The organism is Desulfovibrio aminophilus DSM 12254 (assembly GCF_000422565.1).
In the GTDB taxonomy this organism is placed as follows: Bacteria; Desulfobacterota; Desulfovibrionia; order Desulfovibrionales; family Desulfovibrionaceae; genus Aminidesulfovibrio; species Aminidesulfovibrio aminophilus.
The window spans coordinates 305,483-318,074 of the sequence record NZ_AUMA01000006.1 but is presented as its reverse complement, the minus strand read 5'-3'; the positions used below and the strand labels follow the sequence as shown (position 1 = coordinate 318,074).

12 protein-coding genes, 1 tRNA gene and 1 pseudogene are annotated in these 12,592 nt (G+C 63.1%); 10 read left to right on the top strand and 4 right to left on the bottom strand.

Features of this window, described 5'->3' with window-relative positions:
- Positions 1–248 precede the first annotated feature (248 nt).
- From H587_RS0103560 to H587_RS0103530, 7 genes and pseudogenes are all read left to right on the top strand, one after another.
- Positions 249–1,199: a DMT family transporter gene (locus H587_RS0103560; protein ID WP_245560804.1), complete on the top strand. Its 951-nt coding sequence runs from the start codon at positions 249–251 to the stop codon at positions 1,197–1,199.
- A 187-nt stretch (positions 1,200–1,386) separates the two neighbouring features.
- Positions 1,387–2,061 (top strand): recombinase family protein, encoded by a 675-nt coding sequence (locus H587_RS17095; RefSeq protein ID WP_051202406.1) that lies wholly within the window; start codon positions 1,387–1,389, stop codon positions 2,059–2,061.
- 123 nt (positions 2,062–2,184) lie between these two features.
- A pseudogene (locus H587_RS21035) lies at positions 2,185–2,487 on the top strand (antA/AntB antirepressor family protein); the annotation flags it as partial.
- Positions 2,488–2,656: 169 nt separating this feature from the next.
- Positions 2,657–3,541: a BRO-N domain-containing protein gene (locus tag H587_RS19495; protein ID WP_051202405.1), complete on the top strand. Its 885-nt coding sequence runs from the start codon at positions 2,657–2,659 to the stop codon at positions 3,539–3,541.
- Between the two features lie 120 nt (positions 3,542–3,661).
- Positions 3,662–3,925, top strand: coding sequence for a hypothetical protein (locus H587_RS0103540; protein ID WP_027175099.1), 264 nt, complete (start codon positions 3,662–3,664; stop codon positions 3,923–3,925).
- The gene (locus H587_RS0103535; protein ID WP_027175098.1) at positions 3,922–4,917 is read left to right on the top strand and encodes an AAA family ATPase; all 996 of its coding nucleotides are present in this window, start codon (positions 3,922–3,924) and stop codon (positions 4,915–4,917) included. The genes H587_RS0103540 and H587_RS0103535 overlap by 4 nt, the downstream gene beginning before the upstream one ends.
- A 425-nt stretch (positions 4,918–5,342) precedes the next feature.
- Entirely contained in the window at positions 5,343–5,648 is a 306-nt protein-coding gene (locus H587_RS0103530) for a hypothetical protein (protein ID WP_156904436.1), read from the top strand.
- A gap of 588 nt (positions 5,649–6,236) precedes the next feature.
- Here the strand turns inward: H587_RS0103530 and H587_RS0103520 are convergent.
- The 4 genes from H587_RS0103520 to H587_RS0103505 form a co-directional block, all read right to left on the bottom strand.
- The gene (locus tag H587_RS0103520) at positions 6,237–7,910 is read right to left on the bottom strand and encodes a site-specific integrase (protein WP_051202404.1); all 1,674 of its coding nucleotides are present in this window, start codon (positions 7,908–7,910) and stop codon (positions 6,237–6,239) included.
- A 102-nt stretch (positions 7,911–8,012) separates the two neighbouring features.
- Positions 8,013–8,106: transfer RNA gene (locus H587_RS0103515), tRNA-Ser, on the bottom strand.
- 50 nt (positions 8,107–8,156) lie between these two features.
- Positions 8,157–8,654 (bottom strand): tRNA adenosine(34) deaminase TadA, encoded by a 498-nt coding sequence (gene tadA, locus H587_RS0103510; RefSeq protein WP_034608485.1) that lies wholly within the window; start codon positions 8,652–8,654, stop codon positions 8,157–8,159.
- 6 nt (positions 8,655–8,660) lie between these two features.
- Positions 8,661–9,470: a phosphoribosylformylglycinamidine synthase subunit PurQ gene (locus H587_RS0103505; protein ID WP_027175093.1), complete on the bottom strand. Its 810-nt coding sequence runs from the start codon at positions 9,468–9,470 to the stop codon at positions 8,661–8,663.
- A 157-nt stretch (positions 9,471–9,627) separates the two neighbouring features.
- Between H587_RS0103505 and H587_RS0103500 the strand changes: the two genes are divergently transcribed.
- Genes H587_RS0103500 through H587_RS0103490 form a run of 3 tightly spaced genes read left to right on the top strand, consistent with a single transcriptional unit; the run spans position 9,628 to position 12,591 of the window.
- On the top strand, positions 9,628–11,268 hold the full coding sequence (locus tag H587_RS0103500; RefSeq protein ID WP_027175092.1) for a CTP synthase: 1,641 nt from the start codon (positions 9,628–9,630) through the stop codon (positions 11,266–11,268).
- Positions 11,265–12,080: a 3-deoxy-8-phosphooctulonate synthase gene (gene kdsA, locus H587_RS0103495; protein WP_027175091.1), complete on the top strand. Its 816-nt coding sequence runs from the start codon at positions 11,265–11,267 to the stop codon at positions 12,078–12,080. The genes H587_RS0103500 and kdsA overlap by 4 nt, the downstream gene beginning before the upstream one ends.
- Positions 12,067–12,591 carry a KdsC family phosphatase gene (locus H587_RS0103490; RefSeq protein WP_027175090.1) on the top strand — a complete coding sequence of 175 codons (525 nt, stop codon included), beginning with the start codon at positions 12,067–12,069 and terminating at the stop codon, positions 12,589–12,591. Before kdsA ends, H587_RS0103490 begins: the two co-directional genes overlap by 14 nt.
- The last annotated feature ends 1 nt before the right edge of the window (position 12,592 follow it).

Sequence of the window (12,592 nt, the reverse complement as noted above, 5' to 3'; positions counted from 1 at the left end):
CGTCCTGTAGGTGTGCCTTGTGACGATGCACCATGCCTGCAACCTCGGGGCGAAGTCAAGCAATCCTCCGCGCACTGCATGATGCCGAGGCGCTGACACCACAGAAGCGCCCTGTACTGCGTATCATGCCGTGCGTCCTGCTGTGCTGGACAGGACAAGCAAAGTCCTTCAGTTCTCCTGGGCTTGGGTGGTGTCCGGTCTCCGCGTTCGGGACGCGGCGCTCTCTCCCACGTCTCGATGCGAGAGGCTTGACCACTGAGCTTGATATTTGCAGCCTGGGCAGGCAGGGGATTAAGTCAAATCCTTCTCATGGAGAAATGACATTGGCATCCAATTCCTGGGCAGCGTTGGCCAAGCTTGTCCTAGCTATGCTTATCTGGGCGAGTTCGTTCGTCGCCTTGAAGTACGCCCTTAAGGGGTTTCACCCCATGGCTGTGGTCTTTGGACGCATGGTCGTGGCCGGTTTGTGTTTCCTGCCCCTACTCAAGGGTTGGCGTGGGAACGTGCGTTACTTGCCCGGCGACTGGAAATGGTTGTTCCTTATGGCCCTGCTCCAGCCATGTATCTGCTTCGTATGCGAGACCTTGGCGCTGACTTATACTTCCGCCTCCCAGGCTGGCATGATCTTTTCCACACAGCCCCTCATGGTCGCAGGTGCGGCAGTATTACTGCTCAAGGAAAAGATCACCTCACGAGCTGCCTTTGGCTTCGCCTTGGCCATCGCTGGAGCGATCTGGCTGTCTCTTGCGGGAGCAGCTACCGAATCGGCCCCGGCCCCAGCCTTTGGCAACTTGTTAGAGTTCCTCGCAGTGGCCTCGGTGGCAGGATATACGGTCCTTTTCAAGCGTCTCTGTCTCCGCTACCCCCCGCTCGTTTTGACCGCCATGCAAGCCTATATCGGCATCGCTTTCTTCCTGCCCCTGGCCATCGCCTTTCCTTCCACCGTTAGCCCGGATGTCCCTCTGATGACCCCGGCCTTAGCCATCATCTACCTCGGTGTTTTTGTCACCCTTGTCGGGTACAGCCTCTATAACATGGCTGTCAGCCGCATCCCAGCAAGCAGGGCTGCCGCCTTCACCAACCTCATCCCTGTGTTTGCCGTCCTCATGGGGCAGTTCGTACTTGGCGAAACCCTCACCCCAACACAGTATCTTGCCGCCGCCCTGACCTTAAGCGGTGTCATCCTCAGCCAAACATGACCTGCCAATTCCCTTTGTCAGTAGGTCACGTTCAAGCTGCGCAACCCAAGGAGCATCGCGTCCTTCATGCCACCTGCTAAGCTTGCACGGTTGGCTAGTCTCCATGCCAAGGGCGCACCATGGCCATCGCTTGACAACACACAAACGATCGTCTAGAAATGAGGTCAGCACACCGGAGGATGCCAGAATGTGCAGGACATACGCCTACTTGAGAGTCAGCACCGACCGGCAAGACCTGGAGAACCAGCGGCTGGAGATCGCCAGCTACGCCGACCGGCAGGGCCTGACCGTGGATGAGTGGCTTGAAGTGGAGATCAGCAGCAGAAAGGACGTGAGGAAGCGCCGGATCGAGGAACTGTTGGGCAAGCTCCGGCGGGGTGACGTGCTGGTGGTGTCCGAGGTCTCCAGGCTGGCCCGGTCCATGCGGGAGGTCCACAACATCATGGGCGACCTGGCCGCCAAGCGGGTGGTGGTCCATATCATCAAGCAGGCCATGGTGGCGAAGGGCGAGGGCGACTTGACCACCCGCATCCTGGTCAACTCCTTCGCCATGGCGGCCGAGATGGAGCGGGAGCTGATCAGCCAGCGCACCAAGAACGGCTTGGCGAGGGCCAGGATACAGGGGAAGAAGCTCGGCAACCCTGGGCTGGACCGGATCAATCAGGCGAGGCAGGAGAAGGCGGCCCAGGACGTGGAGCACCTCCGGGGCACACTGGCGGCCTTCCTGGGCCAAGGGATGCCACAGCGCCGCATGGTGGAGGAACTGAACCGGCTGGGGATCAGGACGGCCAGAGGGTGCGCCTGGACCTTGTGCGGACTACAGCGGGCCATGAAGCGCCTGGGGCTGGGAGGGAAGGGGTAGGATCACCGGCACCACACGCCCACCACAGGGCGCTAGGGAGGCCTCCAGAGCATCCCGAGGATCACGGCCAGCACAGGAACAGGCCGGACACCTCGGGGCGGTCTGGGGGCCTTCCTGGTTCTGATGGTGGGACTCGGTTTGGTTCACCGAATCGGGGGAATCAAAAAGCTCCTCCCCATCGGCAACTGCCCGACGTTCGAGGACGGCATGATCGACACCGTCAACGCCCGTGATCTTCACGCGGCGCTGCACGTTGGTCGTGACTTCACCAACTGGATCAAAGGGCGGATCGAGGACTGCAATTTCAAGGAAAATTAGGACTATGTGATTGGTTCGCCGGAAGTGGCGAACCATTCCGGCCGAGGTGGCGACCGCCGCTCCATCGACTACTTCATCTCCCTGGACATGGCGAAGCACCTCGCCATGCTCCAGCGTAGTGAGGTCGGTAAGACCGTCCGCACCTACTTCATCGAGCACGAGAAGCAGTCCCGAGCCATCATGCCCCCGAGCCTTGAGGCCAAGGTGGCCGCCGCTGTGGCTAAGGCCATGGAGCCGGTGATGACCCAGGTGGGCAGCCTGACCAAGGCGCTGGAGGATGCCGCGCCGAAGGCTCTGGGTCTGCCTGCCTCCCATTCCCAGCAACCCCGGCAGCAACCCCATGTTCAAGTTCGAGGGCAAGGACTTCCGCGCCGTCATTATCAACAATGCCCCGTGGTTCGCCGCTGTGGACCTCGCCTCGGCCCTCGGGAAGAAGCGAGACAGCTACAACATGGTGGACGCCCTCAAACCCGACGAGTGGATGATCCTCCACAAGAACAAAGCGGAAGTTTCCAGTCTTGTCCTGTTCAATGGCAACGCCGCCCGCCTGACCCTCGTTTCCGAGTCCGGCCTCTACAAGCTCATCATGCGGGCGCATCCCAACGTGAATCCCGTGGTGAAGCGGTTCCAAGACTGGGTGACTCGTGACGTCCTCCCGGCTCTCCGCAAGGACGAAAGCCCCAAGGCTGTCCCGGTCCCGGCCGTGAAGTTCCAGGAAGGCGTCCAGGGCTTCCACTTCTTCAACCCCGGAGACGGCCACTTCGAGGTCCGGGTCATGATGGATGAGCAGGGGAACCCCTGGTTCGTGGCGAAGGATGTGGACCAGGCGCTGGGGTACGTGAACCCCCGCAAGGCCGTGGGCGACCACTGCAAGAAGACCTCTGCCGTCACGATTCGTGACACCAGCTCCAATGACGTTGAGCAGGGCCGTTCCGTGACCCTCATCCCCGAGGCTGACGTCTACCGCCTCATCATGCGGTCCAAGCTCCCCTCTGCCCAGAAGTTCGAGGAGTGGGTGGTGGGCACGGTGCTCCCTGCCCTCCGCAAGGATGGCATGTACGTCATGGGCGAGGAGAAGGTGAAGAGTGGGGAGATGAGCCATCACCTGCCCAGGAAGCCCGCCGGTTATGAGGTCATATTTACCCGACAGTGGGAGAGATAGAGTAATCTGGCCGAGGGGTTGGGCCAATCCTCGCCGGGAGGTGATGTAGAGCACGAATTGTTTTCTTTGCGGCACGATCAGTAGTTTATCATAATGACCTCAAACCAAAGGAGAATGTGCATGAGAAAGAATCGTCCCCGTGGAGAAGGCTACGTCAGGAAGACCGTCACCCTGGCCGCCTATGACTGGAAGCGCCTGGGGCAGATCATGGAGGCCATGACGGACAACAAAGGTGACCACCCGTCACGGGCGGCAGTCATGTCCGAGGCCATAGCGAAGCTGTGGGTCAGCCAGGTGCAATGTCGGGTGTCCAGGAGTCAGCCCACTCCCATCCAGCGGGGGCTTGATGTCTTGCGGCGAAAGAGGCGGGAGGGCGGGGTGTGAGCGAAGCCCAGTTCTACATGCCGACCCTGGGGGAGTTGCTGGACAAGGAACTCCAGCCCAGGGAGTACCTCATCACGCCGTGGTTGCGGCAGGGCGAAAGCGCCATGGTCTACGCTCCAACCGGCGTGGGCAAGTCCATGTTCGCCCTGTCCCTGGCCCTGGCCGTGGCGGGCGGGGGGCAGTTCATGGGGTGGAAGTCTCCCAGGCCCTACCGTGTCCTGTTCGTGGATGGAGAAATGCACCTGGAGGATACCCAGGCCCGCGCCCGGCTCCTTCTGCCGAGCATCTCCGGCTATGACCCGGCGTTGATCCGGGAAAACTTCCGACTCCTTGCCCGGCAGGCCCAAACCTCGGATGTGGACTTCCCCAATCTGGCCGAGCCGGAGGGGCGGGAGATCATGGAGCAGGGGGCCAAGGGCTTTGACCTTGTGGTGCTCGACAACCTCTCGACCCTCGCCACGGTGGAAGATGAGAACTCGGTGGCGGCCTTCCAGCCCATCCTCCAGTTCCTCATGCGGATGAAGCAGCTCGGCAAGGCCTGCATCCTGATCCACCACACCGGCAAAGGGAAGGATACCTACCGGGGGTCTTCCATGTTGGCTACCACCTTCGAGGTCATCCTGGGCTTGGAGGCCCTGGGAGGGATGCGGGCCGCACACGGGACCGCCTTCCGCCTGAAATGGGACAAGTACCGGGGCCAGAAGGAAGAGTCCGTGCGGTCCTGGGAGGCGTGGCTGGAGAGCGGCACCTGGAAGTGGGAGGTCTCCAAGCACGAAGAGGTTGATCTTCTGGTGGATGAGGTCAGGACCGGGGAATACCCCACCCAGAAGGCCCTTGCTGAGGCACTGGGTTGGGATACCTCCAAGGTCTCCAGGTTGAAGCAACAGGCCCTTTCCCTGGGCAAGATCAAGGAAGGGGAGTGGTCGCGGCTCCTGGGAGAGGCCAGGGGCGGCCAACATGGGGAGAGGGTCCAGGAGGAACCGGACTTCTGACCGGGGGATCACCGGCCCACTGCCCCGGCACTACCGGCCACCCGGCGGGGAACCATGGGCGCACCACCACCCAGCCGCCGGTTGCGACAGGTGTAGTCGGGCACCGACGGTGGGAGCAAAATTGCAGATTTCATCTCTATAAGGGGTCTGCAATCTGCAATTCTCTTACAATCCAGTGAGATAGGACGCATATTCCGAGGGCGAATTGCACGGCCTTTGTGGGCCTCGGCTGTCCTGTTGCAATGCAACGGCATGGGCATCAATCCGGGGTGGCCTGGGTGCGCCCTGAACGTGCTGGAAGGGGAACCGTCCCGCATGGGTGGCCCTGACCGATCTTGAGAAAATAGTCCTGATTGCAGTAGGATAGGACACAAAGCCCGTTCTTCGTGGTAAGGCCCTCCGAAAACCAAATGGAGGTCTTCACCATGAACGAGTCCACCGCCTGCTCTCCGTCCCTGCTCGGCCTTGACCTGGCCGGGCAAGTCTCCCTCCATCTCAACCGCTGGGGCTTCTCCCTGGCCGTCCTGCCGCGTTGGTTCCTGGCCCTGGAGGCTGGAGTCACAGGCAAGGGCGTGTCCGCCTCGGGCAGGGGCTTCGGCTGGGGGTTCTTCCTGGAGATTCCCGGCAACCTCCTGGAGCGGGGGGAGGGAGTTGTGGGCTGTATGAAAGGGGAACGGTCCCGGACCTTCTGGCTCGGCCGGGCCTGCCTGCTGGTGGATCGGAAGGACTGACCCCAGCCTATCCCCGCCATACCTCGTTCCCGGTCTCCGAAAGGACGCGGCCACCTCCGGCCGTGGTCTTGCGGCTGGCCGGGAGCAATGGAGGCGGGTTGCCCGAGATCGAGGGCCGTACCCGTGAGGCCATGAAAGGACGGGACTCCTTCAAGCCTGATTCCCCCATGCCCCGGCGGATGGAGAGGCACACGGCTTTGCAGGATGCCCCAGGATCGCGTCTGGCTGGCCTGGACGGACGTTGACCCATCCGAGGGCGTAAACGTGCGGCAGGGGCTAAATATGAGGGTCAGTCTGGGGGGGTGGCCCTTGCTACGCGGGGGCGGGTTCAACTAGCTCGACCTGATCCGGGGTCAAGGTGACGACTGCCCAGTTACCAGGGTCCAGCGGTTCTCCATCAGCGCCGAAGGTTGGAGCCTGAAGCATAATGTCCACTTCAAAAGCCGTCCCTTGTCCCAACACGTCAATGATCGTCCCAATCTGTCCAGGGTGGAGTTGAACAACCAAGTCGGAATAATTGCTCTGGCAAGAGAGCGGGGCGAGAACGCGGACGACGTCGAACTCTCTGAAAGGACGCACGGCATTCTCCTACGGCTTTATGGATAGGTGTTCCAAGTCCAGGCCCGGATACTGGAGCTTCGCCATAGCCTCGGCCAGCACCTGGAGGGCGAACCCCTGGCCGTAGCCTTCTCCTACACCGGGGACGGCATGACCTTGCAAGGCGCTTCGCAGATCGAAGGGAACGCCGGAGTCACGGAGGCCGTCCTTCACCGTGTGCCTGAATGAGTGGAAGACCTTGCGCCGGTCTTCAATCCCGTGGGATCGAGCGTAGCGCCCCCACCACTTTGACCACGCTTCGGTGTCCAAAGGCTTCCCGGCCCGGTCAGGGAACAAGGCACCGTCACCCCCGGCCTTCCGGCGGGCCTCGACGTACTCCAGGAAGCCCAGGCGGATCAGCTCGGGATGGATCGGCACCTGTCGTTTCGAACCTTGGGTCTTGGTGCCGGTGTTCATGAGGTCCAGGTACCAGACATCCCGCTCATGACGCACGTCCTCCACCTGGAGCTTGCCGAGTTCACCCAGCCGCGCCCCGGTGAACAGGGCCAGGAGCGGGAGCCACTTCGCCGCCTCGCCTCCACCGGCTCGGGGGCGTTCTCCCTTGGTGAAGATCGGGAAGCGGAGGATGAAGTTCACGTCTTCGATGGAGTAGGGCACTCTGGCCTTGTCCTGTACCTTGGACACGGTCGCCTTCACGTTGGAGGCGGGATTGTTTTCCAGGTAGCCGTTTGCCGTGCCCCAGGACAGGACCGCACAGAGGAAGCCTAGCCACTTGTCGTTGACCGTGCGGGTGGACAGCCTGGACAAGGTCCGGTCCTTCTCCGCCAGGGCTATCATCTCCCGGATCGACTTGCCCCGATGCTTGATCGGGAGGTGACTGGCGGCGGGACACTTGAGCAAGGCGTCCTTGAAGTCCCGCACAAGGGCCTTGGTGATCCGGGACAGGGGCAAGTCCCCGTGAAGCTCGGTGAAGCGGCGGATCGTGGCCGTGAACTCCTGGAGAGACTTCGGGGCCACCCGCTGGGCGTTCTCATCCTTCCACTTCTCGAACAGACGGGAGAGGGTCAACTCGCCCTCGGCCGTGGTCTGGACAGGGGCAGGGCCTGGGAGTGGTGCGGGGGCGGGTGGGGTGTCCACCACCTCGCCACGGTGGCGCTTGGCCTGGACCTCGACCGCACGGATCACGGACTTGAGGAAGGCGTAGGCCAGGGTCCGGTACTCCTGGCTGGAGGGGTCCAGTTCGATGCCGTGACCTTGAAGCCAATCCTCCAGGGCAGAGGCCACCACGGACACGTCACCACGGGCCAGGGCCGGGCGGTAGACCCGTTCGACTTCCTCATGGTGGGCGGCCATGCGCTGGAACCATAGGTCATCGACTGCCATGCCGGAGGCCCGCATATCCTCATCGGCCTGGACCATGCTGTGGTGAACCAGGGCGCACAGGCGGTCAACCTCGGTTGGGGTCAGGCTGGTGCGGGGGTGTGCCTGAGCGGCCAGCTTGCGCCGGACCTCGGCAAACTCCTGGTCCAGCTTCACCCGCTCTATCCTGGCCCTGTCGCAGGCTGTGCGGTAGTCGCTGGTCTTGAGGGACTTGGTGATTTCTTTTCTGGGGTGGTAGTGGGTCAGAAGGTCGGTGGGCACCTTGACCCGAAGGCGGTAGTTCGTGGACTCTTTCCGGCGTTGGACTCCCTGGCATCTTGGCATCTTCTCCATGCCCCCGGTGTACCACCGAAGTGTACCAGTGGGAAGCCTGGAAGCCAGCTAGCTACAAGGACAATCAGGGAGTCCAACACCTTATGAAAGAACTGGCGGAGAGGGTGGGATTTGAACCCACGTGCCGGGTATTAGCCGACAACCCGATTTCGAGTCGGGCGCGTTACGGCCACTTCGCTACCTCTCCGCTGGAAACAGCGCTTATAAACGCTGGAGGTCCGGGACGCAACCCCCGGATCAGTCCTTGCGGCGCTTCTGGAAAAAATGTTTGAGCAGGCCGGCGCACTCCTGGGCCATGACCCCGGGCACCGCCCACATGGCGTGGTTGGCGAATGGCAGGGCCGCGCCGTCCAGGTTGGAGACCAGGGCCCCGGCCTTGGGGTCCGCCGCGCCGAAGACCACGCCCGCCACCCGGGCATGCAGGAGCGCGCCCACGCACATGAGGCACGGCTCCAGCGTGACCACCAGGATCGAACCCGTGAGCCGGTAGTTGCCGAGCCGCTCTCCGGCTTGGCGCAGACAGAGGATTTCCGCATGGGCCGTGGGATCGTGCCGAGCGATGCTCCGGTTGCGTCCCCGGGCGAGAACCTCACCACTCGGGGAAAGGAGCAGAGCACCCACCGGGGTCTCGCCTTCACGGGCCGCGATCATGGCCTCGGCCAGGGCCTGGTCCATGAACGAACGCCAAGTGCCGCCCAGGGCGGATTCCTCGGGGGGCAGCGGCCGTGGTTTCATGACCGGCTACTGGGCCTTGAGGTGCCGCACCCCGCCTTCCAGCAGGACCAGTCCCAGACGAATTTCCTCGCCGCGGGTCCAGCCGGGATGGTTGGTGGGATGGTTGAAGGCCTCGGGGTGGGGCATGAGGCCCAGGATGCGGCCCGAGGGATCGGTGAGCCCGGCGATGGCCAGGGGGGAGCCGTTGGGATTGTAGGGGTACTCCTGGGTCGGCAGGCCGCTCTCCGGGTCGCAGTACTGCAGAGCCACGAGATTTTTCTTCACGATGTCGTCCAGCATTTCCTGAGACTTGGGAATGATCTTGCCTTCGCCGTGGCGTACCGGCAGGTAGAGCCGGTCCAACCCCCTGGTGAAGACGCAGGGCGAGGCCGGATTGGCCTTGAGCCAGACCCAGCGGTCCTCGAAGCGGGCCGAGTCGTTGTTGGACAGGGAGACTTCCTTGACGAAATATTCACCGGTGGAGGCGGGCAGCAGGCCCAGCTTCACCAGCAGCTGAAAACCATTGCAGATGCCCAGGACCACGCCGCCTTGGTCCAGGAAGGCGCGCAACTGGTGGAGCAGCGGCTCGCCCTTGGCCGTGACCGCGTGCCGCCAGCGCACCGCCGCCGCGTGGGCCGCGCCCAGGTCGTCGCCGTCCAGGAATCCACCGGGGAAGATGAGGTAGTTGAAGTCCGCGATGTTCACCCGCCCGGCCGCGATATCCGAGAAAAAGACGACGGTCGCCGCGTCGGCTCCGGCCTGCCTCACCGCATACGCGGATTCCTGTTCACAATTGGTGCCGTATCCGGTAATAACCAGGACGTTGACGCGGGCCATGGATTCCTCCTAAGTGACGGCATGTTGATTGGGAACGGGGTCGCGGCGCGATGGCCGGAAACATAATGCCCGGCCCGTTCGCCGTCAACACGGCGGTCCCACCCGATACGGGACCGAGCGGAACTCAACATCCAAGAAGCGAAGGGGCGACTTCAGAATGAAAGCCAAGTTCATTTTCATTACCGGCGGCGTGCTCTCCTCCCTGGGCAAAGGTCTTGCCGCGGCCTCCATCGGCGCGCTGCTCCAGGCCAGAGGCCTGAAGGTCACGATCCAGAAGCTCGATCCTTACATCAACGTGGACCCGGGCACCATGAATCCTTTCCAGCACGGCGAAGTCTACGTCACCGACGACGGGGCCGAAACCGACCTGGACCTGGGGCACTACGAGCGCTATCTCGGCACGCCCATGAGCCAGAACAACAACTACACCTCCGGCCGCATCTATCACACGGTCATCACCAAGGAACGCCGAGGCGACTACCTGGGCGGCACCGTGCAGGTCATTCCGCACATCACCGACGAGATCAAGCGCGCCGTGCTCAACGCCCCGGGCCCGGACGACGACGTGGTTCTCGTGGAGATCGGCGGAACGGTGGGCGACATCGAAGGCCTGCCCTTCCTGGAGGCCATCCGTCAGCTTAAGAACGACCTGGGCAAGGAAAACGTCCTCTACATCCATTTGACCCTGGTGCCCTACATGCGCGCCGCCGGTGAGCTGAAGACCAAGCCCACCCAGCACAGCGTGAAGGAACTGCGCTCCATCGGCATCCAGCCGGACATCATCCTCTGCCGCTCGGAAGTCTCCCTGGACCGCGATCTGCGCGCCAAGATCGCCCTCTTTTGCGACGTGGACCGCGACGCCGTGTTTTCAGCCATCGACGTGAAGAACATCTACGAGGTGCCGCTGTCCTTCTACCAGGAAGGAGTGGACCAGAAGATCGCCATTCTGCTCAAGCTCCCGGCCAAGAATGCCGAACTGGAACCCTGGAAGGAACTGAACCACAAGGTGCAGAATCCTTCGGGCCGGGTCCGCATCGGCATCGTGGGCAAGTACGTGGACCTCAAGGAGGCTTACAAGAGCCTGCACGAGGCCCTGATCCACGGCGGCGTGGCCAACGACGTGGCCGTGGATCTGGAGTATGTGAACTCCGAGGATCTCACGCCCAAGAACTACGAGAAGAAACTCAAGGGCCTGGACGGCATCCTCGTGCCCGGCGGCTTCGGTTCCCGGGGCATCGAGGGCAAGATCCTGTCCATCAAATACGCCCGCGAGAACAAGCTGCCCTTCTTCGGCATCTGCCTGGGCATGCAGTGCGCGGTCATCGAATACGCACGCAACGTCCTGGGCCTGGAAGGGGCCAACTCCGAGGAGTTCGACCGTCTCACCCCCCATCCGGTGATCTACCTGATGACCGAGTGGTACGACTTCCGCAAAAAGCGCGTGGAGAAACGCGACGTGAACTGCGAGAAGGGCGGGACCATGCGCCTGGGCGCCTATCCCTGCAAGGTCGTCAAGGACTCCAAGGCCTTCGAGGCCTATGGTGAGCCGAACATCGAGGAGCGCCACCGCCACCGCTACGAGTTCAACAAGAAGTACGCGGACCAGTTCCAGACCAAGGGCCTCGTGCTCTCCGGGCTGTCCCCGGACGAGTCCCTGGTGGAGATCGTGGAGCTGCCCGGCCACCCCTGGTTCCTGGGCTGCCAATTCCACCCGGAGTTCAAGTCCAACCCCATGCGGCCGCACCCGCTCTTCCGTGAGTTCATCAAGGCCGCCAAGACCGAGAAGGGCAAGGCGTGAGCGGAGCGGAGTCCCTGTACGCCGCGTCCTTGGCGGGCCCTTTCGTCATCGCCGGCCCCTGTGTGCTGGAAGCGCCCGAGATGGTGCTTTCCGTGGCCCGGGAGTTGGCCGGAATGTCCGACCGCCTGGGCCTGCCCGTGGTCTTCAAGAGCTCCTTCGACAAGGCCAACCGCACCTCGCTGGACTCCTTCCGCGGGCCGGGCCTGGCGGAGGGCTTGAAGCTCCTGGCCCGGGTCAAGGCCGAGACCGGGCTGTCCGTGCTCACGGATATTCATCTGCCGGAGCAGGCCGCGCCTGTTGCCGAGGTGGCCGATGTGCTCCAGATTCCGGCCTTCCTCTGCCGCCAGACCGACCTGTTGACGGCGGCCGCCCGCACAGGCCGGATCGTGAACGTGAAGAAGGGGCAGTTCCTGGCTCCGTGGGACATGAAGAACGCCGTGGACAAGCTGCGCGGCTCGGGTTGCGACGCCATTTGGCTCACCGAACGCGGGGCGAGTTTCGGTTACAACAATCTCGTGGTGGACATGCGTTCCATCCCGCTCATGAGCGGCTTCGGTGTGCCGGTGATCTTCGACGCCACGCATTCCGTGCAGTTGCCGGGCGGCCAGGGCGGCTGCTCGGGCGGCCAGCGGGAGTTCGTGCCCGTGTTGGCCAAGGCGGCGGTGGCCGCCGGAGCCCGGGGCGTGTTCATGGAAGTCCACCCCGATCCGGATCGGGCCCTTTGCGACGGGCCCAACAGCTTGGCTCTCAACCAACTGGAACCTCTGCTCAAGCACCTTCAGGCCATCTGGAGCCTCAATGACCCCAGTTGAAGAACTGGCCCGTGAAATCCGCCTGCTCGTCCTGGACGTGGACGGCGTACTCACCGACGGCGGGCTTTACTACGACCACGAAGGCAATGTCAGTAAACGCTTCCACGTGCAGGACGGCCTGGGCATCAAGCTGGCCCAGGCGGTCGGACTGGAAGTGGCCGTGATCACCGGCCTGAAGCACACTGCCGTGGAGCGCCGGGTGCGTGAACTGGGCATCGAGGAATATCACGCCGGGCATGTGGAGAAGAGCCTGCTCCTGGACGAGATGTGCCGGAAACGGGGCATCGTCCCGGCCCAGGTGGCCTACCTGGGCGACGACTGGGTGGACGCGGCCATCATGCGCCGCGTGGGCCTGCCCCTGGCCGTGCCCAACGCCCAACCGGAAATTCTGGCGCTGGCTCGCTGGTGTCCAGCCCGACCAGGCGGCCAGGGGGCGGTGCGGGAAACCATCGCCTTCCTGCTGCGCTGCCAGGGCAAGCTGGACGCCCTCTGGCGACGTTGGGCGGAGTAAT